The following is a 24,250-nucleotide window of genomic DNA, read 5'->3' on the forward strand; positions in this document are numbered from 1 at the left end:
TGGCCTTCGGCGGAGGCCAACGACCACTGCAGGGAGACTACGGGACGGGGAGCTGCATGCCTCGGCCATTGTGGGGCCGGACGGCGGGCTGTGGAAGACGCGGCCCCGGGGGCAATCGACCGCCATGAGGTGGGGTGGTGGAGGACGGGCACGGCGCTGCGACGGCGGTAACCGGAAGGCATCTGCGCAGGCCGTGCCAGGTGACGCGCCGGTGCCGGCAGGTAAAGGCCGGTGAGCAGGTGCGTCGGCGCCGGCTGGCGGGGGCGGCTTTCAGACGGTGGCGTCGCCGTGATCGCTGGGGCCGGCGCCGTCGACCAGCTGGTGCGCGCCGGGCTGCTGACCGGTTCCTCGCGCGCATGGTGGTCCCAAACTCTTCCCCCTTGCTCTTCAACCTTGTGGAAGTGGCTTCACGGCAGGACTAGATGCGCTTTACTGGCGCTGCGCCCGGCGGAGTCGGGGCGTTGTCAGTGGCTGGTGCTTCAATGCCGGGCGATGGCATCAGAGGGCGCAGCGTGGCCTTGTCATGTGGGCCAAGGGGGCAAGACAGTGGGGAGGGGAGCATGGACGGGGGGTACGACCTGCAGGTCGAGCCGTGGATTCCGGTGCTTTTGCTGAGCGGGCAGCGGGAGCGCCTCGGTTTGCGGGATGTGTTCAAGCGGGCGCACGAGATCGACGAACTCGAGGTCCCGGTGCCGCCGGCGGCCGCAGGTCTGCTGCGGATTCTCGCGGCGATCACGGCGCGGATTGCCGGGGACGGCGAGGAGGGGAAGAGTCGGCTCGACGACCCGGACGTCGCGGAGGAGATCGAGGACTGGCTGGCTCTGAGAGAGCGGGTGCTGAGGGCGGGGCGGTTCGATCCCGATGCGGTGGATGCCTACTTCGACAGGGACGACCTGGCGGGCAGGTTCGATCTGTTCGACCCCGCGCGGCCTTTTTTTGCAGGACCCGCGGCTGCGTCAGGAATGTGTGGACGCCAAAGGATTGCCGAACACGTCCGGGGTGAACAAGCTGGTGCTGGGTCGCCCTACGGGGGTCAACGGCGCAGTGCTGTTTGGGCACTTCACGGACACCGCGCCTGTGCCGGTACCGGCCGCTGAGGCTGCCTGGCACTTGATCGCACAGTTGTACTACGGGCCGTCTGGTCAGTGCACGCCCCGGCGCAGCAGCGGCAAACGGATCGGGAACAGCACGGCGGGCCCGTTGCGCAAGTCCATCTCCTACTTTCCGTGGGGACCTGACTTGTTCACCACCCTGTTGTTGGCCGTGCCGAGCCCCCAGGTGGATGTCGACTGGGAGATGGAGGACACGTGCCCGTGGGAGACCGACCTCGGCGATCCCCTGGAACCGTTGCCGCCGCTGACCTGGCCGGGCCGCATGCTGACCGGGCGGTTCCGTCATGCCGCGCTGCTCGTGCCGTCTCCGGATGGCCGGATGGTGACCGACGCGTACCTCACCTGGGCGACTCATGAGCCGCCGCACGAGGTGCATGACCCGTTCCTGATTCTCGACCGGCGCGAGGACGGGGGCTTCCAGCCGCGGGTGGCCGACGGGGCACGAGCACTGTGGCGGGACCTCGACTCGCTGCTGCTGAAGGACAACCGCCAGAACGCCCTGCGCCCTCCGGCGCTCGAACATCTGCCCCGGGATCTGCTGCCGCGGCTGCGGGTACGGGCCTACGGCTTCGACCAGGACGGCCAGCAAAAGGACAGAGTCTGGTTCAAGGCGACCAGCCCGCAGGTCCTGCAGTGGCTGGAAGAGAACGACGCGGAGATGGCGCATCACATCAAACGATGCCACGTCGCCGCGGAGGAAACCGGCAAGCGCCTGGACTTCGCAGCGCGTGTCGCCTGGAAGCTCGCTACCGACACCAGCGCCGACCCGTCACCCAAAGCCAAGATCAAGCTAGACCCTAAGAATCCGGGCCCGTGGGCTGCTGCCGCGCTCACCCAGTACTGGCCGACTGCCGAGGCGGAGTTCTGGCGTCTGACCAAGTCCGGCCCCACCACCCACCGCGTCACCAGAGCCTTCGTCGACGCGGCCCTGGCCGCACTCGACGAGGCCATCGGGCAGGCTGGCCGCGCCGACATCCGGGTGGCACGCGCCCGCAACCGCGCCCGGAACCTGCTGATGGCCCTGCTGCAGCCGTCGACACCCGGCTGAGCCGCACGATCCGTACCCGCACCGGCGCCGCGCGCGGCGCCGCAGCACCTTCCTACGCGCATCAGGGATTCCTCATGACTGATCCCGTGCCGGCGGCCCCCGCTGCGGGGGCTACCGCCACCGCCTACCGGTCAGACCGGTTCGTCGCTCACGTCCACACACTGTGCGAGTCCAAGCAGGCGCGTGCGGCCCTCCGCCGTGGCCTGGGACTTCCAGTGGAGCGGTGCACACAGATGCACCGCTACCTCATGCCGTGGCTGCGTGACAACGGAGACCCGCGTCGCGCCGACGTCCGGCGCGCGTACTACGCGGTCGCCTCGCTGATCGCCGCCCGTCCCCGCTTGGCCCGCGACACCTGGCCGCACAGCGATGCGACCGTCCCCTGGTACGAGCGTGAGCGCGACAACCTGGGTGCCTCGCTCGGCCGTGCCGTCGCTGCGGGCGTGCTGAAGGCAAACTCCGCCGAGAGCGCGCTGCATCTGATGGCCCGGCAGAGCAGCGACAGCATCCACCAGGGCCTGCCAGCTCTCGTCCGCCAGCTCCTGGGCGGCGGCATCACTGTCGACTGGGTGGTGCTCCTGGTGGACCTCTCCCGCTGGAACCGCGACCGTGACGCCGTTGCCACCCGATGGCTAGAGAGCTACTTCCGCACCGCCGACGGCACGACACAACCCGACCTTTCCGACGCTGACGAGGAGAACCACCGATGACGTGCTACCTGGATTTGAGCGCTCTGCAGTCAGTGCCCGCCGCCAACCTCAACCGGGACGACCTCGGCTCCCCCAAACAGGTGCGGTACGGCAACGCCACCCGGATCCGGGTCTCCAGCCAGTCCTGGAAGCGTGCCATCCGCCTCGGCGTCGAGCAGGACCTCGGAGAAAAGGCGGCCCGTACCCGGCTGGTGCCGACGAAGGTGCAGGACGCACTGCAGAGCGCCGGCTGGCCCGCCGACCTCGCGGCATTCGCCGGATCACAGGTCGCCGCGAGCGCGGGCAAGAAGGGCATCGGCACGGAATCGGCCGGGCACACCTCCGTGCTGCTGTTCCTGCCGGAAGCCGCCATCGACGAACTCGCCGCCGTGTGCAACGAGCACCGCGACGCCCTGGAGGCCGCGCAGGGCAAGAAGAAGCCCGGCAAGGTACTGCCACCCGACAGGATCGAGGCGATCCTCAAGCGCCGCACCGCCTCCATCAGCCTGCTCGGCCGCATGCTCGCCGAGCTTCCGGACACCAACGTGGACGGGGCCGCCCAGGTGGCCCACGCCTTCACCACGCACGCCGCCGAACCGCAGCGCGACTACTTCACCGCGGTCGACGACTGGCTCGGCGAGGCCGAGACCGGCAGCGGCCACCTCGACACCGCCGAGTTCAGCGCCGGCGTGTTCTACCGGTACGCGACCGTCAACGTCGCCGACCTGGTCACGAACCTCAACGGCGATGCCAAGACCGCCCGTACGGTCCTCGCCTCCTTCGCCGAGCACTTCCTGCTCTCCCTGCCCCAGGCCAAGAAGAACAGCACCGCCCCCCACACCGTTCCCGACCTCGCCTACCTCGCCGTACGCGAACACCGGCCGCTTTCCCTCGCCGCAGCGTTCGAGACCCCCGTCACCAGCGAACCGGACGGCGGCTTCTCCCAGCCCTCCCGCAAGGCACTCGCCGACTACGCGGCCAACATCAACCGCCTCACCGGCGACCGCAACCGCCGCTTCCACGGCCACACCGTCATCGACCGCAACGAGAAGTACGCCAGCCTCGGCACCGCCTGCGACTCCTTCGACCAGCTGATCGACGCCGCCGTCGAAGCCGCCCTGCCCACCACCGAGGACCAGAAGTGAGCGGCCTGCTGCTGCGCCTGGCCGGCCCCCAGCAGTCCTGGGGAGAGCGGTCCGCGTTCACCCCGGTGCGGGACACCGCACCCTTCCCGACCCGCTCCGCACTGATCGGGATGTTCGCCGCGGCCGAAGGCATCGGCCGCGGCAAGGCAAACCTCGACCGCTACCACGATCTTCGGCTCACCGTGCGCGTGGACCGTCCGGGCGTACGCCTCGTGGACTACCACACCGTCGGCGGCGGATTCCCCAAGGACCGCACTGCGGCCACCAGCGGCGGCAACCACAAGGGTGCCGCGGTCGTCACCTGCCGCCACTACCTTGCCGACGCCGTGTTCGTCGTCGCGGTCAGCGGCAGCGACGAGAACATCGAGCGCCTGGCCGCGGCCCTGACCCGTCCGCACTGGGCCCCCTACCTGGGCCGCCGCTCCTGCGTCCCCGACGAGCCGTTCCTCCTGCGCCGCCACGTCGACGACCCCGAGGAGGAACTCCGTACCCGCGTGCCCCTCAGCCGCACCGCACCACGCACCCGCAACGGCCACGACGAGGACACCGACACGATCGCCGTGAACTTCCTGCGGGAACAGCCATACGCCACAAGCACTGCCGGGCCGTCGCCCGTCGACACCATCGACGTGAACGACATCCCCGTCAGCTTCGCCCAGCACGGCCGTGCGCACACCGGCCGCCGCCTCTACCGCACCGTGGAACTGCTGCCCCGCTCCCTCGCAGGCCCTGCGCACACCCAGATGCAGCGGCTGATCGACTACGCCCTCCTCGAGGAAAGCGCATGAACGACCACCCGGTGATCGCACGCATCCGCCTCAACCCATACAGCCGCGACGTGCAGCGGGACCTGCGCGACCCCACCCAGATGCACCGCACCGTCATGCGGATGGTCCCCGACAACCTCGGCGACTCGCCCCGGCACCGGTCGGGCCTGCTCTACCGCGTGGACGAGACCGAAACCTCCACCACTCTCCTCGTCCAGGCCGCCGGCCTCGACCCCTCCCGCCTGCCCGTCGGATACGGTCAGGCCGACGTCAAGAGCCTGACCCCCATGTTCACCGCCCTGCGTAAAGGACTCGGCGTCCGCTACCGCATCGTCCTCAATCCCGCCAAACGGGAAAGGCTCTCACTGGAAGAAAAAGGAAAACGCGGAAAAATCATCCCCCTCTCGGGTCCCGACGCCGATCAATGGTGGCTCCGCCGCGCCGCCGAAGCGGGACTCGACCTGCACGTCCTGACCCCCACCCCAATGGACCCGATCCGCCCCCGCGGCCGAAACACACCCCGCATGCGGCTCAGCCTGATCCGCTACGACGGCACCGCCGTCGTCACCGACCCGGACGCCCTGCGAGACGCCCTCACCGCCGGCATCGGACGCGGCAAACCATACGGCGCCGGACTGCTCAGCCTCGCCCCCGCGAGGAACACATGAGCGCGCCACGACGAAACGGCGACGCACGCAGGCGCCTCGCCGCTCCCACCCTAGCCATGCTCCCCCGCGTCGCAGACTCCCTGTCGTTCCTCTACCTCGACATGGTACGAGTGGTGCAGGACGACACCGGCGTCTGCGCCCAGATCAAGACCGATGGCGGCCGAACCGACCTCGTTTACCTACCGACCGCTGCCCTGTCCTGCCTGCTCCTGGGACCAGGCGTCTCCATCACCACCAGGGCCCTGTCCACCCTGGCTCGACACGGCACCAGCGTCGTCTGCGTCGGTGCCGGAGGCATCCGCGCCTATGCTGGCATCCTCCCGGACTCCCTCACCACCCGCTGGCTCGAACAGCAAGTCACCACATGGGCCGACCCAGCCAAGCGCCTCGACGTCGCCATCCATATGTACCGCATGCGCTTCCAAGACGCCGACATCCCTCATACGGTCACACTGGAGCAGCTACGCGGTATGGAAGGCCAGCGCATGAAAGCCTTCTACAAGATCCTCGCGCAGCAGCACGGCATCGGCCGCTTCCGACGCAACTACCGTCCCGACCAATGGGACAGTCAAGACCCCGTCAACCTTGCCCTGTCCGCCGCCAACACCTGCCTGTACGGAGTTGTCCACGCAGCTCTGCTCGCCCTCGGCCTCTCCCCGGCCCTCGGCTACGTCCACACCGGCACCCAGCACGCCTTCGTCTACGACATCGCCGACCTGTACAAAGCCGAGACCACACTCCCGCTCGCGTTCGCCCTTCACAGCTCCGACAACGCCGAGCAGGAGGCCCGCCGCCGATTCCGCGAAGACCTGCGGCTGCTGCGCTTGCTGCCCCGCATAGTCAGCGACGTCCAATCACTTCTTACCCCACGCCACAACGCCGCCGTCGGCACCGACGACGATAAAGACGAAGAACGCTCCGAACGGCAGGACGTACGCATGGTCCACCTCTGGGACCCGCACGCCGGGGTCCTCCCGGCAGGCGTCAACTACGCCGCAGGAGGCAACTGATGCCGTCCATGGTCGTCATCGCCACCACCGCGGTCCCCGCCCACCTGCGCGGCGCCCTCAGCCGGTGGACCAGTGAAGTAGTACCTGGCATCTTCGTCGGCAGCGTCTCAGCCCGCGTCCGCGACGAACTCTGGCTCCTTGTGACGGAGGTCGTGGGTAACGGCGCTGCCGTCCTTGTCCACCCGGCTGCCACGGAACAGGGATACGCCATCCGCACCGTTGGAACTCGCCGCAGGGTCCCCATCGACTTCGATGGTCTTACCCTAATTCGCATGACCCCCAACCCGAAGGCAAAGGAACTGCAAAGCCCTCCATAAGATGCAGGTCAGAAAGGGTCCTCCCCGCCGACGTGGGGGTGTTCCGTCGTCCAGCTTCCACGCCGACTTGCCGAGCAGGTCCTCCCCGCCGACGTGGGGGTGTTCCGGCAGCCGGGCTCGACGTCACCCCCGAGAAGCTGTCCTCCCCGCCGACGTGGGGGTGTTCCGAGTCCGGCCGCTGCCGAGACCAGATCGGGCGTGTCCTCCCCGCCGACGTGGGGGTGTTCCGTCGGTCGCCTCCCGGCCGCTGCTGTTCGACGCGTCCTCCCCGCCGACGTGGGGGTGTTCCGAACCTCGTCGAGTTCCTCCACCCGCCTCATCAGTCCTCCCCGCCGACGTGGGGGTGTTCCGACGACGAGTTCGTCGTTGGCGGTACGCAGGAAGTCCTCCCCGCCGACGTGGGGGTGTTCCGATCAGCCGCGGGCTGAAGAAGCTCGCCGGCGAGTCCTCCCCGCCGACGTGGGGGTGTTCCGCCCTATCAAGGCCGCCCCCTGTCATGATCCGGGTCCTCCCCGCCGACGTGGGGGTGTTCCGCCCTTCGGCCGCTCGTGCGGCAGGCCGTGGCGGTCCTCCCCGCCGACGTGGGGGTGTTCCGGCCTACGAACTCGTTCGCGACGACGCCTTCCCGTCCTCCCCGCCGACGTGGGGGTGTTCCGTTGCGCGGGTCGGACTTCTCGGTCCAGGTGATGTCCTCCTCGCCGACGTGGGGGTGTTCCGTCGCGGTACCGGACAGCCGCTTCCACTGAGTCGTCCTCCCCGCCGACGTGGGGGTGTTCCGGTACGTGAAGGGCTTCAAGCCGGCCCGCGACAGTCCTCCCCACCGACGTGGGGGTGTTCCGCACCGGGCCCAACGCGGGCCGCGCCGTCATGTCTTCCCACCGACGGCCGCTGAACGAAACCGATGGTGCTTGCCGTACCTTGTCCCTCTCCGACGACTCGGGGGTGATCCGCCCGCGTACAAGCCGGCGGCTGCCCGCCTCGCGTCTTCCCCGCCACGGTGATGACCGAGTGGTGGGGGGATGCCGGGACCTGATCGTCCTCGGCGAGAGCAATGACGGCATGGTTCAGGTGTGGTCGGGCAAGCCCACCGCCGCCGTCCGCGATCCGGCCCGGCACTCGCGTCGAAGCCCCAACGGGCCTTGGAGCCGTTCGCCGCCGGCCCTGCCCCGATGGCCCACATCGTGTGCGCCTCGCCGTGCACCCCGTCCTCGACAGGGCGTCACTGACACCCGCGGCACTGCGGTCGGTGAACGAACAACTGCGGTTGCACAAGCTGCTGGGCCGCTCCATCTCCGGCCTGCCCACATCACTGAACGGCGTGACCGGGGCTCCGTACGGGCCGGTGTGGCCGCTGGACCCCCCTGTGGCCGCACTACCTTTGGCGCGTCCGCGACTGGCTGACCCTCCAGCAGCACGCCACCACCAGGCAGTGGGCCGGACACCTCGCCGCCGCCCATGCGCAGGAGCCCGCCGATGACCGCCCCCTCCCCCCCCGGACCTCCGGCTTCTCGGCCTTCGCTCTGGAACCGTTCCCGAACTCCAGATGGGTGACGACCTCGCCGGGCCCATCACCGACGTCCTGCCCCGTACCGGAACCGCGCTCCAGGACGGGGACATCGTCGTCATCGCGAGCAACGCCGTGTCCATCGCGGAGAAGCGGTACATCGACCTGGGCACCGCCATCCCCGGCCCCGAAGCCCAGGAACTGGTGGGCCGGACGGGCAAGCCTGCCCCCGCTCGTGCAGCTGATCATCGACTCCGCCGACGACTACTTCCTGGCCACCCCCAACGTCCCGATCATCGCCCGGCACCGCCTGGGCCACCAGCTCACGTTCGCCGGGATCGATCACGCCGGCACCGAGGGCGCCTGGCTGCGGCCCGCCGACCCGGACGCCTCCGCCCGCGCCCTGCGCGACGCGTTGATCACCCACACCGGTGCCGACGTCGCGGTCGTCATCGCGGACTCCGACGGCCGCGCCGACCGGCGCGGGGCCACCGTCATCTCCATCGGCGCCGCCGGCATCGCCCCGCTGCGGATCACCGAACACGGCGGCAAGCGGCAGGAGGAGACCTTCACCGACCTGATCGCCGCCGCGGCCGGGATCATCCTCGGCCGGCGCGGGCGCGGCGCCCCTGTCGCCGCCCTGCGCGGCATCGCCCACTCCGCCAGGGCCGGGGAGTCGCAGCAATGCTCCACCACCGGCCATGACACTGCTGGTCACAGGGTCGCCGACACTATCGGCATCCGCCTGGCTGTCTGCCTCACCTGCGACACCTGCGAAGGCATCACCCTTCGTCTCCTCAACGGAGGCCGATACCGGGCCGCCGGTGCCAGGACGTCCAGGCATCCCACGCATGGCAAGGAGACAATGTCGCTGCAGGTCACCGAGGCGGCGTCGGCGGAGCCTGCGGAGGCGGTGCGGCGGGTGATCTAACCGGTGGTCCGCGAGAAGAAGGCACGACACTTGGGCACGGGTGAATCGTCCTCGGCATGCCTGCGGGCTGGCAGTGAGCTCCTTCCTGTCCATCCGCTACCGACAGGTATCCAACTGGCTGGAGACCGGAGCACTGACGGCCGCCCTTACGCGGCCTGCGCGTACAGCTCGCCGACGACGCCGTCTCCGCGCTCGCCCTCACCGGTACGTTCGCCGCCCTGGCGGGACTCGTGGTCGCGGACGCCTCCCAGCAGCCGCCGCCGGAACGGCCCTGTACGCCCTACGCACCGCAACAGCCGGACTGACGGCACTCACCCGCTCCGCCGCCCGCATCGTCCTCACCGGACTCTTCCTCGACGAAGCCGCCCGGCACCGCACCCTCCACATCATCAGCGCCCGCAGCCTGACCTTCATGACCCACGGCGGATCGTGGAGACTGGCACCTACCGTGACTCGCCCCGACGGCCTGTTCGCCGAACTGCACCGGCTGCAGGACGGCGCCGACGCCCATGAGCGGATCGCCAGTGCTCACGGAGGCTGTGGAGCGGCAAACCCGGGCGATGCACGTTCCTCAGCCGCCGTGCGTCCCCGCTCCCGTGGTCTGCTGCGCTTCGCAGACGGCCTGACTGAGAGAGAACGCGGGCGGCCCGTCGACCAGCGGGTCTCGTCACAGGCGGCCCGGAGCGCTCACGTCAGCGAGCTGATCCCCGGCGATGAGGCCGACCCTCAGCTGCGTCAGTACCAAGGACGCCAAGCGAGTCCGCATCCTACGGACGGCGACGCCACTGTCCTTTTGTTCTGCTGCTTCAGAACGCGCCGGTTCACCTGGTGCTACCGGGCCGGCTTTGTTATCCGTGCCGGGTGATAGTGCCGGCCTTGGCTTGTTCTGGCCTCCCAGAACGATCCGGTTTGGCTAGTGCTACCGCAAAGGTCGTGAGGGTGGCGCTGCGCCAGGAGTACAGCGCCTTCCCTCAGCCAGTGGCAGCGAGGTTGGCCAGCTGGGCGGCGAACCGGGCGCGTCGTTGCTCGGTGAAGCTCTCGGGGTCGGCGGCTCTGATCTCAGGCACCGCCATGGGAGAAGCAACCGCCCCGCCGGTCAACAGCGGGTGGAGCTGGTAGAGACCGTCCTCCAGGGCCCAGGCGAGTCCGCACTCGCGTAGCTCCTTGAAGCCGCGGTTCACGGTCGGCTTGCTCGCCCCCAATTCGCGTGCCATCTCGTTTTGGCTGATCGAGGCGGTACCGGTCTCCGGGTCACTGAGTACAGCAGCTGATCCAGGACGCGTCGACCCGCGGTGGAAACGTCGACCAGGGCCAGGAGACGCAGGACGTCACGAGAGATCATGACGGGGGCCTCGGTCGGAGGGCCGGGGACGTAAGAGCTGCTCACGGAGCCTCACCACTTCCGATCAGTCGGCGACCAGGCCGATCGCGACCGAGACGGCGAAGGGTCCCTGCGACGCCACAGGGTGCCGCGCCGAGGCCGGCGCAGGGTCAGGACGGCCAGCGGCGGACCGCCGATCACCACGCCGATCGCAAAGGTCGAGATCAGCGCGCCGGCCTCGGACAGGGACATCCTCGGGTCGTCGGCGATGTCCGGGAGGACGCCGGCGAGCAGGAACTCGGCGCCGTCCATCGCGAACATGCTGAACGCGAGCAGGGGGACACCGAGCGGCAGCCGGCCGGTGGTCGTGTGGTGGACTTCGTGGAGTTGTTCGGTCCGGATGCTCATCGGCGGCCGCCTCCGGGCTGCTCGGGGCACGTCTGCGCGGTGTCACAACGGCCGGCCCTGAAGTGGTCATACGCAGGGGCCAACTCCTCGTTCGGGGCGTTCGGGCGTGCGGACCGGGGCGGTGCGCGGCGGCCTGCCGGACGAGACAGCCGCGGCCACATGACCGGACGGTGCCTCGACGATCCGCGTGTTCGGGGTGATCACCGCTGGTGCCCAGGCTGGGACCGGGCGTCGCGGAGGGACAACCTTTGTTGCCGATACAGGACGTCACGGAGCAGCCGCCGGCCGGTCGTCGCCGGGCCTCGCCCCGGCCCGCTCCCGACGGCCGTGCGACGGCTGCGTCCCGCGCCCGGCCGGGCGTCGGCCGTGGCGTGGCGCGAGCCGAACGCGACGGAGCCGACGGGCGCCGAGCGGAACACGCGATCACCTGTCCGTGGAGCCGCTTGTTCGTCGGTGGACCGGTCGTGAGGCTGCTTCAACGACCCGGCGAGGCCGGACGTCGACCACGTCGTGGCGCTCGAGAGGCGCGGTCCTGTCCTGTCCCGTGCGCGACGAGATCCACGCGATCCGCTTCCACCCGTTGTGGGAGCGGGTGAACGGGCCGAAGACCCGGTACACCTCTCGGGCCCGCAGCATGGCGTCACTGCCGTACTCGGGGGAGCGACCCCCTCGCCTCCTGCTCGGAGCCGAAGACCTGCTCCGTGCCCTCGCTCGTGCGGATCCTCCACTCCGGCATCGGAATCTGCGCCGGGCCGAACATGCGTCCCGCCCTCTCGACGACTGTGACTGTGCATCGAGTTCTCGACAGCGTAGATCGACCGGCTGCGGCCGGCGGGCGGGTTGCCGCCCCTCGTCGGGGCCCGGCGCTCACGGCCCCGACGGGCATGCCCCGCGTCGTGCGGGCCCGGGACGGGGCGCCGTACGCTGGACGATCGCCCTCGGCCCTCAGCGCAGCGAGCGCTCCGGCGGGTGCTCGCGCAGCGCACCGTAGCCGATGAAGTAGGCCGGCACACGTGTGAGCCAGGGCGCGCCGGTCAGCAGCTCGCTCATCCGCTGCACCCGCCGAGGCCCGCCGAGCGGCGGCCGACCGGCCAGCACGGGCTCGAAGAGCCGGGCGTGCGCGATCCGCTGCAGCGTCTGCGCCCCGGCCGCCGTCGGCCACCGCCGCAGCTGGACGGCGCGCACGTCCCCCAGCCCGACACGTCCCCGGCGCAGCGGCTCGACGAGATACCGGGCGGCCGCCACCGCGTCCTGGACGGCGAGGTTGATGCCGATGCCGAACACCGGTGACATCGCGTGTGCCGCGTCCCCGATGCACAGCAGCCCCGGGCGGTGCCAGCGCCGCAGCCGGTCGAGCCGGACGTCCAGCATCCTCACCTCGTCCCAGGTCTCCAGCGTGTCCACCCGGTCCGCCAGCCAGGGGACGGCGGACGCGAACCGGCCCCGGAACCGGTCGAGACCGGCGGCGCGGCGCTCGGCGTCCGTGCCCTTGGGGATCAGCGCGGCGCACTGCCAGTACTCCCCGCGGTCGATCAGGGCCACGATGAGTCCCTCGCCGGCGCCTCCCACCAGCCCTTGCGGGTCGTTCTCCCGCCTGGGCAGCCGGAACCACCAGGCGTCCATGGGGCAGGCGAACTCCCGCAGCCCCAGCTCGGGCAGGGACCGGGCCAGGGACCACCGGCCGTCGCAGGCCACGGTGAGTGTGGCCCGCAGCTCGCCGGTGCGTCCGTCCGCGGTCCGGTAGCGCACGCCGGTGACCCGTCCGTGTTCGATCACGAAGGAGGTGGCCTCGGTGTTCATCCGCAAGGAGAACGCCGGTTCCTTGCGCGCCTCGTCGGCCAGCAGGTCCAGCAGGTCCCACTGCGGCACCATCGCCACGTAGTTGTACGGCCCGGGCAGAGAGCCGAGATCGGAGACGGTGACCAGGGAGCCGTCCGGCCCGAGCGGCAGCTGCACGGAGGTGACCCGGCGCTGCGGCAGACGCCCGAACCGCTCCGCCAGGCCGAGTTCGTCCAGCAGAGACAGCGTGGAGGGGTGCACCGTGTCACCCCGGAAGTCGCGCAGGAAATCGCCGTGCTTCTCCAGGACCGTCACCTCGACGCCGGCCCGGGCGAGCAGCAGGCCGAGCACCATCCCGGCCGGCCCGCCACCCAGCACACAGCATGTCGTGCGCTCCATGACCACCCCTTCCCTCACGCGACGCGCCCGCACCCGTGATGTGCGTGTGCACATCACCACGATGCCCGAAACAGGCCGTCCGTGCGCCGTGCACCGGCCGGGTGGCGCAGCGTCGCGTCGGGCACCGGACGTAGAGGGCGCCGGGAGCCGTGTGCCGGCCGCCGCCGTCTCGATGCGGGGGCAGACCTGCGGCCGGAGCCGGTCGGGGACAGGACACGGCCGGCGGCCGGGCGGAGCACCGTGTCGTGCGGCCACGTCGTCCGACCACCGTGCCCTCGCCGCGGGGCCGCCGCCCGCGCGCTGTCGCACCTGCGAAAAAGGAGGGGGCCGTCGACCGGCCCTGATGGCAGTCCACTTGCGCGCTGTCGGGCGGTGCCGAAGCGACGACAGGCGAGTGTCGTGAGGCTTTTGCGGAGGAACTTCCCGCAGGGTTGGCCGCGCTCCTGACGCCCGCTATGGTCCAGACCAACCAAGTGCTGTCTGGCCGGGTACGAGCGCGAGGCACTGCCGTGCTCCCGGCCCCCGGGAAGGGAAAGTCTTGACAACTTCGGACAACACGAAGCGCACACGCGCGCGGCTGGCCGTCCGCGCGGCGTGTGCCGCAGCCGCGGCGTGGGTCGCGGCTGCCGCCGTCACGGCGACGAACGCCTCGGCGGCAGAACCGACACGGACAGGGACGCAGGACCGGATCGGTGTGCAGGCGGCCGGCGGAGGCCTCGACTACGTCGCGATGGGCAGCAGCTTCGCGGCAGGCCCGGGCATCCCGCCGGTGCAGGACAGCCCCGGCGCCTCGGCGTGCTCGCGGTCGGTCAACAACTACCCGAGCATCGTGGCCCGTGATCTCGGGGCCGACCTGACGGACGTCACGTGCAGCGGCGCGACCACCGCCAACATCCTGACGGCCAGTCAGAACGGTCAGCCGCCGCAGGTGCAGGCGGTGACGTCGGACACCCGCGTGGTCACCGTCACCATCGGTGGCAACGATGTCAACTACCTGGGCAGCATCAACGTCTACTCCTGCCAGACCAGCGGCGGTACCAACTGCGGCTCGGTGGACCGGAACAAGATCGAGCAGACCTTCACGGAGCTGCCCGGCCGCATCGCGAACGTCGTCGACGCCGTCCACGACAGGGCGCCGCAGGCGCACGTCTACCTCGTCACCTACTTCACCATCCTGCCGGACGCCGGTGTGTGCCCGGACGTGCCGCTGACCGACGAGCAGGCCGCCTACGAGCGCAGCATCGCCTCCCGTCTGGCCGACGCCACCGCGGCCGCCGCGTCCTCCACCGGGGCGACGCTGGTCGACCTGGCCGGCGCGAGCCGCGGTCACGACGCGTGCTCCGCCGACCCCTGGGTGGAGTCGTTCCGCCCGGCCTCGGGCCGTGCCACCTACCACCCGAACGAGGCGGGGATGCGGGCGGCGGCCGCCTTGGTGGAGTCCGCGCTCGCGGCCGCCGGTGAGACCCGGGCGGCGACGTTCCGCTCGGGCATCGAGGGCAAGTGCCTCGACGTGCGCAACTCCGGGACCGCCGACGGCACGCCCGTGCAGCTGTGGACGTGCAACGGCACCGACGCCCAACGGTGGACGTACGTCCCCGAGGCGGGCGGCACGCTGCGGGCCTTCGGCAAGTGCCTCGACGTGACCGGCAACGGCACCGCCAACGGGTCCAAGGTGCAGCTCTGGCCGTGCAACGGCGGCGGCGCCCAGCTGTGGGTGCCGGGCCCCGACGGCTCGCTGGTGAACCCGCAGTCCGGCCGCTGCCTGGACGACCCGGCGAGCACCACCCAGGACGGCACACAGCTGCAGATCTGGGACTGCAACGGCTCGAACGCCCAGCGGTGGACCCCGACCGCCTGACCTGACCCCGGACCACACGCAGGAGGCGCCCACCTCCGGGCGCCTCCCGCGTGTGTCTCCGGCGCCTCCTGCGCGCGCGTCTCCGCCCGGCCGGACCTGGTTCCGGCAAGACACCGGGACACGTACCGCGTCCGACCCCGCCGCCGTCGCCTCCCCGGGCACCGCCGGCCCCCGGTCACAGGGCACTCGGCGTCGGACCCTCCGTGGCACGACGGGCGAACGCCGCACCGACCTCCTGGGCGAAGGCCCGTGCCGCCAAAGTCGCCGGGACCCGGCTGAGCAGGCAGATGCTGCGGGTGACCGTGGGACCGGTCAGAGGGCGGAACACCAGGTCCTGGAAACCGAGCAGGGGGAGCACCGACGCCGGCACGGCGCTGACCCCGATGCCCGCCGCGACCAGCCCGGCCACGGTGGTCACTCCGCGCGCCGTCACCAGCGCCTGCGGTGCCGTGCCCGCCGCCGCGAACCCGGAGTCCGTCAGCGCGCGCACGCCGGTGCCGCTGCGCAGGGCCACGAACGGCTCCCGGCCGAGGTCGGCCCAGGTGACCCCGGCCGACGCGGCCAACCGGCTGTCCGGAGGCAGCACGGCGTACAGATCGTCCGTGGCCAACACCTGCGACTCGACGAACGGACCCGCGTCGGCGGCCTGTTCGGCGTCACAGATCGTCAGGTCGGCCTTGCCCTCCTTCAGCAGCGCCACGCCCTCGTCGGCGGGAACGTCGTACACCGTCACGGAGCGGCCCGCCGTCGCCCGGGTGAACTCCCTGACCGCCTCCGGGAGCACCGTGGCGGCCACCGAGGGAAGGACGGCCACGGTGACCGAGCCCCGCTCGCCGGACCTGTACCCCTCCCACTGTCTCCTCCCGTGCTCCGCGGCCGCCAGGACCTGACGGGCGATCGCCACATAGGCACGGCCGGCGTCGGTGAGTTCGACCGCGCGGGTGGTGCGGGAGAACAGCGCGGTGCCGAGCAACCGCTCCACGAGGGCGATCGTCCGGGACACCACGGGCTGCCCCACGTGCAGCTCGCGCGCCGCGCGACTGAAGGAGCCGTGCCGGGCCACGGCGTCGACGACGGCCATCTGGGACAGGGAGACGTCCATGTCGCCAGAGCATAAGTGCATGCGTGATCCATGTCTTCCGAGAGGTGAGCCTCCCGCGTAGCGTCGGTCGGCGACGCACACCTTCGCACCACCGACGATCGGACCGACCGTGACCGTGAACTCCCGCCCCCTGCCGTCGGCGCAGGAGACCCTCCGCGTCCAGGGACGGACGCGCACCATGACCGTGCTCGGCGCCCCGCCGAGCAGCCGGCGCCCGTCGTCCTGCTCTTCCACGGATCGAACCAGACAGGAGCGAAACTGCGCGCGTTCACCGGTCACGCCTTCGACCGCCTCGCCGCCGGCGGAGCCGTCGTCGCCTACCTCGACGGCCACCGGGGGCACTGGAACGACGCCCGCGTCTCGAACACCTTTGCCGCCCGCACCGAGGGGTACGACGACGTCGCCTTCACCCGCAGCGCCGTCGAACGGCTCGTCGGGGAGCACCACGGTGACCCCGACCGGGTGTACGCGGTCGGCTTCTCCAACGGCGGGCAAATGGTGATCCGGCTCGTCCACGAGATCCCGGACCTGCTCGGCGGAGCCGCGATCATCTCCGCGACGCAGCCCGCCCCCGAGAACTTCGCGCCCACCGAATCGCTCAGTCGCCCTTTGCCCGTCATGCTGGTCCACGGCACCAAGGATCCGCTGGTGCCCTACCACGGCGGCATGGCCTCCATGTGGGGACTCAGACCCCGGGGACTCGGCCTGTCCGCCCCCGAGACAGCCCGCTACTACGCCGAACGCAACGGCATCACCGCCGAGCCCGTCACCGAACACGTCCACTCCGCCGTGCGGGGGGCCAGGACCTCCGTGACCGCCTCGCACCACCGCCGGCCCGGCCGCCCCCCGGTCAGCCTGTACACCGTCACCGGCGGCGGTCACACGATCCCCGGCACCCGGAAGGCGCCGTTCGTCATGGGCCGCACCGACATGACCTTCGACACCGTCGAGGCCGTCGCCCGCTTCTTCCAGCTGCACACCGGGCACCCGACGCCCGCCTGACCGGCCCTGGCCGGCATCGCCGGGCACCCGCGCCCTCCGCGGGCGGGCGCGCCGCACCCAGGTCCGAAGGTGCCGGACGCGACCGGCGGGACGGACGCAACCGGTGACGACGAGCCAGGTGACGGTCTGCGAGCCGGGTGGGTTCCAGGTCGGGCATCCGCCGTCGGTCCCGGGCGCGCCGACGCGGGTCTCGGTCCTCGCGAACCCCAGCACCCCGCATCTTGGGCGCATCAAGCGCATCACGCGCATCACACGCATCACGGTGCAGTGGAGCGAGACGCGTTTACATCGATGTGCATTCGGCTCTAGCCTTGCGCGCGACCCCCCGATCGGAAGGAACACCTATGGTGATCCGGCGAGTTCGGCATGCCCTGAGACGGCGTTCGCTTCTCGTGCTCGCACTGAGCGGCACCCTGGGGCTGCTGGCGACCACCCCGGCAGCGACATCCCCCTTGATCACCGAAACCGCGGCCCCCGGTCCCACCGCCGCCGCGGCCACGGGCACACCGCTGCAGGATGGAACGGCCCTGTATCCGCGGGTCGTCCGCCTCGCGCACAACGGGGACGCCAACGGGCGCATCCTGGCGAGCGTCGTCACCTTCGACGGCGACGACGGCATCGGCGCGATCCACGAGAGCACCGACGGCGGAGCGACCTTCCGCCAGGTCGGCAAGGTCGCCGACCCCGACTCCGCGGCCGGCCAGGGACTGTGCTGCACCACCCTGTTCGAGCTGCCCCGCCAGGTCGGCGATCTGCCGGCGGGCACTCTGCTGTGGGCCTCCTCCGCCGGCCAGGACGAGCAGGACCGTCGCATGGCACTGCGCATCTGGCGGAGCAACGACGTGGGCCGCACCTGGTCCTACCTGTCGTCGTGCGCCGTCGCGGGCGGCACGGGCGGGCTGTGGGAACCGGAGTTCTCCGTGGCCGCCGACGGCGCTCTGGTCTGCCACTACTCCGACGAGACGGACCCCGCGCACAGCCAGAAGCTCGTCGCGGTGCGCTCGTACGACGGCATCCACTGGCAGGACCGTCACGACACCGTGGCCAGCAGCTGGCAGCCCGACCGGCCCGGTATGCCGGTGGTGCGTCAGCTGCCGAACGGCACCTACTTCATGACCTACGAGATCTGCAACCCCGGCGGTCAGTACCAGTGCGTCGTGCACTACCGGACCTCCCCCGACGGCTGGGACTGGGGCGACCCCACCTATCTCGGCATCCGTCCCGAGACGGCCGACGGACGGTACTTCCGCGCCACACCGACCATCGCCTGGGCCCCGGGCGGCGGACCGAACGGCCGCATCCTGCTGATCGGCCAGCGCCTGCTGAACCGGGACGGCTCGGTCGCCGACGGCAGCGGCCGCACGATCCTCACCAACGCGAACAACGGTGAAGGACCGTGGACCGCGGTCGACGCACCGGTGAACGTGCCGAACCCCGAGGTGAACTACTGCCAGAACTACAGCTCGCCTCTCCTGCCGTCGGAGGACGGTACACAGGTCCTCGAACTGGCCAGCGACTTCGACGGCTCGGTGTGCCGGACGTACTACGCCACGGGCCCGCTGCCCTAGCATCCGGCACCCCGCATCCGGCATGCGACTCGGGCCGGCCGGGGACACACATCCCCGGCCGGCCGCGTCGTGGTCGATGCCAGTCGGACGTGACCCTCGGCGACGACGGCCCGGGAGACGCCTCCGGAGGGCCTCGGTCGTCCTCAGAGTGTCCGTCGGCGAGGCATGACATCGATGTAACCGTCACAGCCGGAACGCCGCGGTCACCTGCTCGACGAGAGCGTCCTGCGTCATCCCGGTGTCGACCCGGACGGTACGCAGCCGGAGGCGTTCCGCCTCCTGGTCGATGTGCTGGGTGAACAGGTGATCGCGTGCGGCGAGGTTGCGAGCGGCTCGCGAGGGGTCGCTGGTCTTCCGGACGAACCCTCCCCCCGGCACCGAACGGCTCTCGAAGGCGGCCCGCCGGAGGGCGGGCGCGGGGAGCAGCCGGACGCCACGCTCGGAAGCGGCCGGAAGGGGCTCGACGAGGCGGGGCGGCAGCCGGAATCCTTCGACGACGACGCACGGCTGTGCCGGCAGGCACAGGAGGTCTTCGACGATCAGGTCGAAGGCCTCGCCCAGGAACCAGGGGAACGTGGAGAGCATGACCTCGGGGCTGCGGTTCACCCACCGCTCGTCCATGTCCATGAGCATGAAATCGTGCAGGAGCGGGGCCTGCGCACGGGTGGTCCGGTGTGTGTGCTCATGCACACGTCATCGGTCGCATACACGCGCCGGCCATGGCGGTCGGCCGGGCGGCGCGCGATCGTCGACTTGCCCGCGCCGCTTCCGCCCCCGATCCCGTAGATGTGCCGCAGTCGTGCCGGTAGATCTGCGGCCCCGACGCCCTTCGCGTGTTCGTCGGTCGGCGCCTTCGCATGTTCGTCGCTCGGCATCTGTCTCTTGTCAGCGGGAACGGCCACGATGCGCATCCTGCGGTCGTCGTCGGCGGCCCCGTCCCACGCTACCTGCGGGAGGCTGTTCGCGGGGTGCGCATCGTCGAGGGTGCCGGTGAACTCCGCTCAGCAGTGCGATGCGGCGGGCTTCGGTTGCAGGGGGACGCCGAGCCCCGGCAGCCGGGAGCGGGGGCGGACCGCTGCCACCCCTGGCACCGCTGGTCCCACGCCTGCGGAGGGAGTGCACGCGGGTGTGCGGCGGTGGGCGGCCCGGCGGTGCGCGGGCAGGGCGTCACACGTGTCCACGGCGGTGGCGAGGCGGCCACCGACGGACTCCCGGCCTCCCCCTGTGACGCAGAGCACACACATCCAGCCATTGACGCCCTCCTGTTGAACCGGTTCAGTAGACGTCGATCCGGTCGCCTAAACCGGTTTGAACGGCCGTACCGGCCTCGGGACCCTGTCCGCACACGGCCCCGGCCCACGGAGAACGGAATGCGTCATGGTCCGCAAACAGCCCACCATCGCCGATGTCGCACGGCTCGCCGGTGTCTCGCGCACGTCCGTCTCCTTCGCGCTGAACGACCGTCCCGGGATCGCCGAGGACACCAAGCGGCGCATCCTCGCCGCGGCCGCGGAACTGGGCTGGAAACCGAGCCGTCCCGCCCGCGCCCTGTCCCTGGGCAAGGCGGGAGCCTTCGGGCTGGTGCTCACCCGTGAACCGGAGGACATCGGGGCCGACCCGTTCTTCCCGGCGTTCATCGCGGGGGTGGAGGCGGCTCTCGGTGAGCGGGGCGACGGGCTCATGGTGCACGTCACCACGCCGGACCGGGAGCAGGCCGTCTACGAACGGCTCGCCGCGGACCGCCGGGTCGACGGAGTGCTGCTGACCGACCTGCGCCACGACGACCCGCGCCCGGCCCTGGTGCGCCGACTCGGACTGCCGGCGGTCGTGGTCGGCCAGAGCGAGTGGGGCGACGGGCTGACGTCGGTCAGCCTGGACGACCGTCCCGCCTACGTCGCGGCGGTCCGCCGCCTGGCCGAACTCGGCCATCGTCGTATCGCACACGTCGAAGGCCCGCAGAGCTTCCGTCACGCGCACCGGCGCCGCATGGCCTGGGAGGAGACCCTGCGCGACCTCGGACTGCCCGTGGGCCCCGTGCTCCCGGGCGGTTTCACCGCGGAGGGCGGTGCGCGGGCCACCCGTGAACTGCTGGCGCTGGCCGAGCCGCCCACCGCGATCGTCTACGGCAACGACCTGGCCGCCACGGCCGGTCTGTCCGTGGCCCAGGAACTCGGCGTTCCGGTACCGGAACGCCTGTCGGTGATCGGCTACGACGACACGCCGCTCACCCGCTACACCCATCCGCCGCTGTCCTCCGCCCGCGCCGATGCGCGGGCCTGGGGGGAGGCGGCGGCACGGGCCCTGGACGGGGTCCTCGCCGGCGAGGACGTGGCACACGTGGTGCTGCCGCCGGCCGAGTTCGTGCCCCGTGCCTCGATCGGCCCGGCGCCCCGTCCCTGAGGGCGGGGATCACGCCCGAGGGCGTGGCACAGATGTTCCGCCCGGCGACGAGGCCGGGTGTGCACAGTACGGAGATCTTCATGCTGAGGAGAACGGCGTACACGCTGCTGGTCCTCGCTGTCGCGGGAGCCGCGACGGCGTGCGGCCGGGCGGCCCCGGATGCCGAGATGGCGGCATCGAGCCGCGGTCCCATCACGGTGTGGCTGTCGAACAACGCCCAGGAGGTGGCCTGGGGGAAGAAGATGATCGCCGCCTGGAACCGGCTCCACCCCGACCAGCACGTCACAGCCCAGCAGATCCCGGCGGGCAAGACCTCCGAGGAGGCCATCAGCGCCTCGATCGTGGCGGGCAGCACCGCGTGCCTGGTCTTCAACACCTCACCGGCGTCGGTGCCGACCTTCCAGAAGCAGAACGGCCTCGTGCCGCTCAGCGACTTCCCCGACGGCGACTCCTACATCACGGCGCGCGGCGGCGCCCTCACCGACCAGTACCGCTCCCCGGACGGCAAGTTCTACCAGCTGCCCTGGAAGAGCAACCCGGTGATGATCCTCTACAACAAGAAGATCTTCGCAAAGGCCGGGCTCGATCCGGAGCACCCCCGGCTGGCGACCTACGACGAGTTCCTGGACACCGCCCGCACCCTGGTGCACAGCGGCGCCGCCAAGGCCGCGATCTGGCCGGCGCCCAGCAGCGAGTTCTTCCAGTCCTGGTTCGACTTCTACCCGGCCTTCGCCGCGGAGAGCGGCGGCAGGCAGCTCGTCGAGAACGGCACGCCGCAGTTCGACTCGCCGGCCGGCCGCAAGGCCGCCGCGTTCTGGCGCACCCTGTACGCGGAGAAGCTCGCCCCGCAGGAGTCGTATCCCGGTGACGCGCTCAACGACGGGAAGGCCGCCATGGCCACCGTCGGTCCGTGGGCCGTCGCCGCCTACCAGGACAGCGTCGACATCGGGGTGGTCCCGGTGCCCACCTCGGGCGGCACGCCGCCGCAGGACACCTACTCCTTCAGCGACGAGAAGTCGGTGGCCATGTTCAGCGCCTGCCGCAACCGGGCCACCGCCTGGGACCTGCTGAAGTTCGCCGCCTCCGAGCAGCAGGACGAGGCGTTCCTCGACGTCACCGGGCAGATGCCGCTCCGCGAGAACCTGCTCGCGAGCTACCCGGACTTCTTCGCGGAACACCCCCTCTACAAGCCGTTCGCCCGGCAGGCCGAGCACATCGTCGAGGTTCCCAACGTGCCGGGATCCATCGACATCTGGCAGGCCTTCCGCGACGCATGGACCAAGTCCGTCGTCTTCGGCGAGGAGCCCACCGGCACCGCGCTGCGCAAGGCCTCCGACAGGATCGGCAAGCTGCTCGACGAGTACGGGGACCCGGCATGACACACCTCAGCCCCGCCGCCGACGGCGGTCGCACCTCCCGCAGGGGCGCAGCCGCCCGCCACGGCCGGATCCGTTCCCTGACCGGCGTGCTGTTCGTCTCGCCGTACGTGCTGTTCGTTCTCGCGGTGTTCGCCGTGCCGTTGGTGTACACGGTGTGGATCTCCGTCCACCGCTTCTACTTCACCGCCCCCGGCACCCACGCCGACTCCCCGTGGGTGGGGTTGTCCAACTACCGGGACGTCTTCACCGATCCGGTGGTGGGCCGCGCCTTTGTGAACATCGTGGTCTTCCTCGTGATCAACGTGCCCCTCACGGTGATCCTGTCGCTGGTGCTGGCCTCCGCCCTCAACGCGAAGATACGTTTCCGCAGCTTCTTCCGCGCCGCCTACTACCTGCCGTACATCACGGCGAGCGTCGCCCTGGTCGCGGTCTGGCAGTTCCTGTTCGGCACGGACGGATTCGTCAACCACGCCCTCGGCCCGCTGGCGCCGGACCCCTCGTGGCTGGTCAACGCGCACCTCGCGATGCCGATGATCGCGTTCTTCGTCACCTGGAAGCAGCTCGGCTTCTTCGTGATGCTGTACCTGGCCGCCCTGCAGAACGTCGGCAAGGAGCTGTACGAGGCCGCCGCGGTCGACGGAGCGGGCCGTATCCGGCAGTTCTTCTCGGTCACCGTGCCCGGGGTACGGCCGGCGACCACCCTCGTCGTCATCTACGCGATCATCACCGGCGCCAACCTGTTCAGCGAGCCCTACCTGTTGACCGGCGGCGGCGGACCCGACCACGCCTCCGTCTCGCCCGTGCTGCTCATGTACCAGAAGGGCATCGAACAGGGACACCCGGACTTCGCCGCCGCGCTCGGTGTGGTGCTGGTCTGCTTCGTCCTTCTGATCTCGCTGGCCGCCCGCAAGCTCACCGAGAGGGGCACCTGACATGAGCGTCTCCACCCCCGCCGCCCCGAACGGCACCCCCGGGCACACCGTGGACGAGCCCCGCTCGGCCCGGCGCCGCACCCCCTGGGCGACGGCCGTCACCTACCTGCTGCTCGCGCTCGGCGCGGTCGTCTTCCTGTTCCCGTTCCTCTACATGGTCGTCGGATCCCTGCGGAAGACGACCACCGGAGACCTGTCCTCCGCCGTGCCCCGCGGGATCACCGGCTCCAACTACACCGCCGTCAACGGTGCCATCTCGCTCGGGCGTTCCCTGCTGAACTCCGGGGTCGTGACCATCGGTGTCCTGCTGTGCACCCTGGTCTTCGGCCTGCTCGCCGGATACGCCCTGGCCCAGCTGCACTTCCGCGGACGCGGCACCGTGTTCGCCACGCTGCTGCTGGTGCAGATGGTGCCGTTCCAGCTGCTGACCCTGCCGCTGTACGTCCTCGTGGTCCGCGACTACGGTCTCGGCGACAGCTACCTCGGCATGATCCTGCCGTTCGCCGTCAACTCCACGGCCGTCTTCCTCTTCCGGCAGTTCTTTCTGCAGATGCCGCGGTCCCTGTTCGAGGCCGCCCGCCTCGACGGGGCGAGCGAGCTGCGCATCCTGGTCCAGGTCGCGCTGCCCATGGCACGCCCGGCCGTGCTCACCGCGATGCTGCTGACCTTCATCGGCCCGTGGAACGAGTTCCTGTGGCCGTTCCTGGTCACCAAGGACACCGCCATGCAGCCACTGGCCGTCTCCTTGGCGAGCTTCCTGTCCAATCTTCAGGGCACGGTCTCCAACCCGACCGGGGCCCTGCTGGCCGGCGCCTGTGTGCTGGCCGCCCCCGCGGTGGCGCTGTTCCTGCTGTTCCAGCGCCACTTCACCTCGACCGACATCGACTCCGGAGTAAAGGGCTGATTCCCTT

General features: G+C 70.7%; 21 protein-coding genes, 1 pseudogene and 1 CRISPR repeat array. Of the genes and pseudogenes, 17 read left to right on the forward strand and 5 right to left on the reverse strand.

All coding sequences use genetic code 11. From position 1 onward, the window contains the following. Positions 1 to 560 precede the first annotated feature (560 nt). The 10 genes and pseudogenes from OG899_RS25835 (at position 561) to OG899_RS25880 (ending at position 9,191) form a co-directional block, all read left to right on the forward strand. Positions 561 to 1,097, forward strand: coding sequence for a type I-E CRISPR-associated protein Cse1/CasA (locus OG899_RS25835; RefSeq protein WP_406311178.1), 537 nt, complete (start codon positions 561 to 563; stop codon positions 1,095 to 1,097). After that, complete coding sequence (gene casA / locus OG899_RS25840) at positions 982 to 2,160, forward strand: type I-E CRISPR-associated protein Cse1/CasA (RefSeq protein WP_406311200.1); 1,179 nt, start codon at positions 982 to 984, stop codon at positions 2,158 to 2,160. Before OG899_RS25835 ends, casA begins: the two co-directional genes overlap by 116 nt. 161 nt (positions 2,161 to 2,321) lie before the next feature. After that, positions 2,322 to 2,870: a type I-E CRISPR-associated protein Cse2/CasB gene (gene casB, locus OG899_RS25845; protein ID WP_189428089.1), complete on the forward strand. Its 549-nt coding sequence runs from the start codon at positions 2,322 to 2,324 to the stop codon at positions 2,868 to 2,870. Further along, positions 2,867 to 3,994, forward strand: coding sequence for a type I-E CRISPR-associated protein Cas7/Cse4/CasC (cas7e, locus tag OG899_RS25850; protein ID WP_125499820.1), 1,128 nt, complete (start codon positions 2,867 to 2,869; stop codon positions 3,992 to 3,994). The genes casB and cas7e overlap by 4 nt, the downstream gene beginning before the upstream one ends. Then, the gene (cas5e, locus tag OG899_RS25855) at positions 3,991 to 4,782 is read left to right on the forward strand and encodes a type I-E CRISPR-associated protein Cas5/CasD (RefSeq protein ID WP_125499821.1); all 792 of its coding nucleotides are present in this window, start codon (positions 3,991 to 3,993) and stop codon (positions 4,780 to 4,782) included. The genes cas7e and cas5e overlap by 4 nt, the downstream gene beginning before the upstream one ends. Then, positions 4,779 to 5,429, forward strand: coding sequence for a type I-E CRISPR-associated protein Cas6/Cse3/CasE (locus tag OG899_RS25860; protein ID WP_125499822.1), 651 nt, complete (start codon positions 4,779 to 4,781; stop codon positions 5,427 to 5,429). Before cas5e ends, OG899_RS25860 begins: the two co-directional genes overlap by 4 nt. Positions 5,430 to 5,485: 56 nt before the next feature. Then, complete coding sequence (cas1e, locus tag OG899_RS25865) at positions 5,486 to 6,439, forward strand: type I-E CRISPR-associated endonuclease Cas1e (RefSeq protein WP_168131683.1); 954 nt, start codon at positions 5,486 to 5,488, stop codon at positions 6,437 to 6,439. Then, the gene (cas2e, locus tag OG899_RS25870) at positions 6,439 to 6,756 is read left to right on the forward strand and encodes a type I-E CRISPR-associated endoribonuclease Cas2e (protein WP_125499823.1); all 318 of its coding nucleotides are present in this window, start codon (positions 6,439 to 6,441) and stop codon (positions 6,754 to 6,756) included. Before cas1e ends, cas2e begins: the two co-directional genes overlap by 1 nt. Before the next feature lie 17 nt (positions 6,757 to 6,773). Then, positions 6,774 to 7,595: direct repeats of the CRISPR family, unit length 29 nt; unit sequence GTCCTCCCCGCCGACGTGGGGGTGTTCCG. A 704-nt stretch (positions 7,596 to 8,299) separates the two neighbouring features. Next, positions 8,300 to 8,425 (forward strand): annotated as a pseudogene (locus tag OG899_RS25875) (coenzyme F420-0:L-glutamate ligase); the annotation flags it as partial. A gap of 70 nt (positions 8,426 to 8,495) precedes the next feature. Next, entirely contained in the window at positions 8,496 to 9,191 is a 696-nt protein-coding gene (locus OG899_RS25880) for a coenzyme F420-0:L-glutamate ligase (protein WP_268249210.1), read from the forward strand. Positions 9,192 to 10,162: 971 nt separating this feature from the next. On the opposite strand, the gene OG899_RS25885 is transcribed toward OG899_RS25880, so the two are convergent. The 3 genes from OG899_RS25885 to OG899_RS25895 all read right to left on the reverse strand — a co-directional run bounded on the left by OG899_RS25885 (position 10,163) and on the right by OG899_RS25895 (position 13,098). Next, entirely contained in the window at positions 10,163 to 10,405 is a 243-nt protein-coding gene (locus tag OG899_RS25885; protein ID WP_229814567.1) for a hypothetical protein, read from the reverse strand. Between the two features lie 179 nt (positions 10,406 to 10,584). Then, the gene (locus OG899_RS25890) at positions 10,585 to 10,920 is read right to left on the reverse strand and encodes an MFS transporter (RefSeq protein ID WP_206345495.1); all 336 of its coding nucleotides are present in this window, start codon (positions 10,918 to 10,920) and stop codon (positions 10,585 to 10,587) included. A 945-nt stretch (positions 10,921 to 11,865) separates the two neighbouring features. After that, positions 11,866 to 13,098, reverse strand: a complete 1,233-nt coding sequence (locus tag OG899_RS25895) for an FAD-dependent oxidoreductase (protein WP_125499485.1) — start codon at positions 13,096 to 13,098, stop codon at positions 11,866 to 11,868. A 730-nt stretch (positions 13,099 to 13,828) separates the two neighbouring features. Here OG899_RS25895 and OG899_RS25900 point away from each other — a divergent pair. Next, positions 13,829 to 14,956: a ricin-type beta-trefoil lectin domain protein gene (locus tag OG899_RS25900; protein ID WP_406311179.1), complete on the forward strand. Its 1,128-nt coding sequence runs from the start codon at positions 13,829 to 13,831 to the stop codon at positions 14,954 to 14,956. Between the two features lie 175 nt (positions 14,957 to 15,131). On the opposite strand, the gene OG899_RS25905 is transcribed toward OG899_RS25900, so the two are convergent. Further along, complete coding sequence (locus OG899_RS25905) at positions 15,132 to 16,058, reverse strand: LysR family transcriptional regulator (protein ID WP_168131675.1); 927 nt, start codon at positions 16,056 to 16,058, stop codon at positions 15,132 to 15,134. A gap of 258 nt (positions 16,059 to 16,316) precedes the next feature. On the opposite strand from OG899_RS25905, the gene OG899_RS25910 reads away from it, so the two are divergent. Further along, on the forward strand, positions 16,317 to 17,060 hold the full coding sequence (locus tag OG899_RS25910) for an alpha/beta hydrolase family esterase (RefSeq protein ID WP_406311201.1): 744 nt from the start codon (positions 16,317 to 16,319) through the stop codon (positions 17,058 to 17,060). A 392-nt stretch (positions 17,061 to 17,452) separates the two neighbouring features. Next, positions 17,453 to 18,628, forward strand: coding sequence for a sialidase family protein (locus OG899_RS25915; protein WP_229814135.1), 1,176 nt, complete (start codon positions 17,453 to 17,455; stop codon positions 18,626 to 18,628). Positions 18,629 to 18,811: 183 nt separating this feature from the next. Here the strand turns inward: OG899_RS25915 and OG899_RS25920 are convergent, their stop codons facing one another. Next, on the reverse strand, positions 18,812 to 19,249 hold the full coding sequence (locus tag OG899_RS25920; RefSeq protein ID WP_229814137.1) for a hypothetical protein: 438 nt from the start codon (positions 19,247 to 19,249) through the stop codon (positions 18,812 to 18,814). Positions 19,250 to 20,005: 756 nt separating this feature from the next. Here OG899_RS25920 and OG899_RS25925 point away from each other — a divergent pair. From OG899_RS25925 to OG899_RS25940, 4 genes are all read left to right on the forward strand, one after another. Then, positions 20,006 to 21,028: a LacI family DNA-binding transcriptional regulator gene (locus tag OG899_RS25925; protein ID WP_168131674.1), complete on the forward strand. Its 1,023-nt coding sequence runs from the start codon at positions 20,006 to 20,008 to the stop codon at positions 21,026 to 21,028. Positions 21,029 to 21,108: 80 nt separating this feature from the next. Continuing rightward, positions 21,109 to 22,407 (forward strand): sugar ABC transporter substrate-binding protein, encoded by a 1,299-nt coding sequence (locus OG899_RS25930; protein ID WP_168131673.1) that lies wholly within the window; start codon positions 21,109 to 21,111, stop codon positions 22,405 to 22,407. Beyond that, the gene (locus tag OG899_RS25935; protein ID WP_125499479.1) at positions 22,404 to 23,339 is read left to right on the forward strand and encodes a carbohydrate ABC transporter permease; all 936 of its coding nucleotides are present in this window, start codon (positions 22,404 to 22,406) and stop codon (positions 23,337 to 23,339) included. The genes OG899_RS25930 and OG899_RS25935 overlap by 4 nt, the downstream gene beginning before the upstream one ends. Position 23,340: 1 nt before the next feature. Next, a complete protein-coding gene (locus tag OG899_RS25940; protein ID WP_229814139.1) occupies positions 23,341 to 24,243 on the forward strand; it encodes a carbohydrate ABC transporter permease in 903 nt (300 codons plus the stop codon). Positions 24,244 to 24,250 lie beyond the last annotated feature (7 nt).

Source organism: Streptomyces thermoviolaceus (assembly GCF_045209695.1).
In the GTDB taxonomy this organism is placed as follows: domain Bacteria; phylum Actinomycetota; class Actinomycetes; order Streptomycetales; family Streptomycetaceae; genus Streptomyces; species Streptomyces thermoviolaceus.

Excerpts from the sequence above, each read along its gene's own strand:
- OG899_RS25835 (WP_406311178.1), top strand. The coding sequence starts at position 561 with ATGGACGGGGGGTACGACCTGCAGGTCGAGCCGTGGATTCCGGTGCTT.
- cas7e (WP_125499820.1), top strand. The coding sequence starts at position 2,867 with ATGACGTGCTACCTGGATTTGAGCGCTCTGCAGTCAGTGCCCGCCGCC.
- OG899_RS25860 (WP_125499822.1), top strand. The coding sequence starts at position 4,779 with ATGAACGACCACCCGGTGATCGCACGCATCCGCCTCAACCCATACAGC.
- cas1e (WP_168131683.1), top strand. The coding sequence starts at position 5,486 with ATGCTCCCCCGCGTCGCAGACTCCCTGTCGTTCCTCTACCTCGACATG.
- cas2e (WP_125499823.1), top strand. The coding sequence starts at position 6,439 with ATGCCGTCCATGGTCGTCATCGCCACCACCGCGGTCCCCGCCCACCTG.
- OG899_RS25885 (WP_229814567.1), bottom strand. The coding sequence starts at position 10,405 with ATGGCACGCGAATTGGGGGCGAGCAAGCCGACCGTGAACCGCGGCTTC.
- OG899_RS25890 (WP_206345495.1), bottom strand. The coding sequence starts at position 10,920 with ATGAGCATCCGGACCGAACAACTCCACGAAGTCCACCACACGACCACC.
- OG899_RS25895 (WP_125499485.1), bottom strand. The coding sequence starts at position 13,098 with ATGGAGCGCACGACATGCTGTGTGCTGGGTGGCGGGCCGGCCGGGATG.
- OG899_RS25900 (WP_406311179.1), top strand. The coding sequence starts at position 13,829 with ATGGGCAGCAGCTTCGCGGCAGGCCCGGGCATCCCGCCGGTGCAGGAC.
- OG899_RS25905 (WP_168131675.1), bottom strand. The coding sequence starts at position 16,058 with ATGGACGTCTCCCTGTCCCAGATGGCCGTCGTCGACGCCGTGGCCCGG.
- OG899_RS25920 (WP_229814137.1), bottom strand. The coding sequence starts at position 19,249 with ATGGACGAGCGGTGGGTGAACCGCAGCCCCGAGGTCATGCTCTCCACG.
- OG899_RS25925 (WP_168131674.1), top strand. The coding sequence starts at position 20,006 with ATGGTCCGCAAACAGCCCACCATCGCCGATGTCGCACGGCTCGCCGGT.
- OG899_RS25930 (WP_168131673.1), top strand. The coding sequence starts at position 21,109 with ATGCTGAGGAGAACGGCGTACACGCTGCTGGTCCTCGCTGTCGCGGGA.
- OG899_RS25935 (WP_125499479.1), top strand. The coding sequence starts at position 22,404 with ATGACACACCTCAGCCCCGCCGCCGACGGCGGTCGCACCTCCCGCAGG.
- OG899_RS25940 (WP_229814139.1), top strand. The coding sequence starts at position 23,341 with ATGAGCGTCTCCACCCCCGCCGCCCCGAACGGCACCCCCGGGCACACC.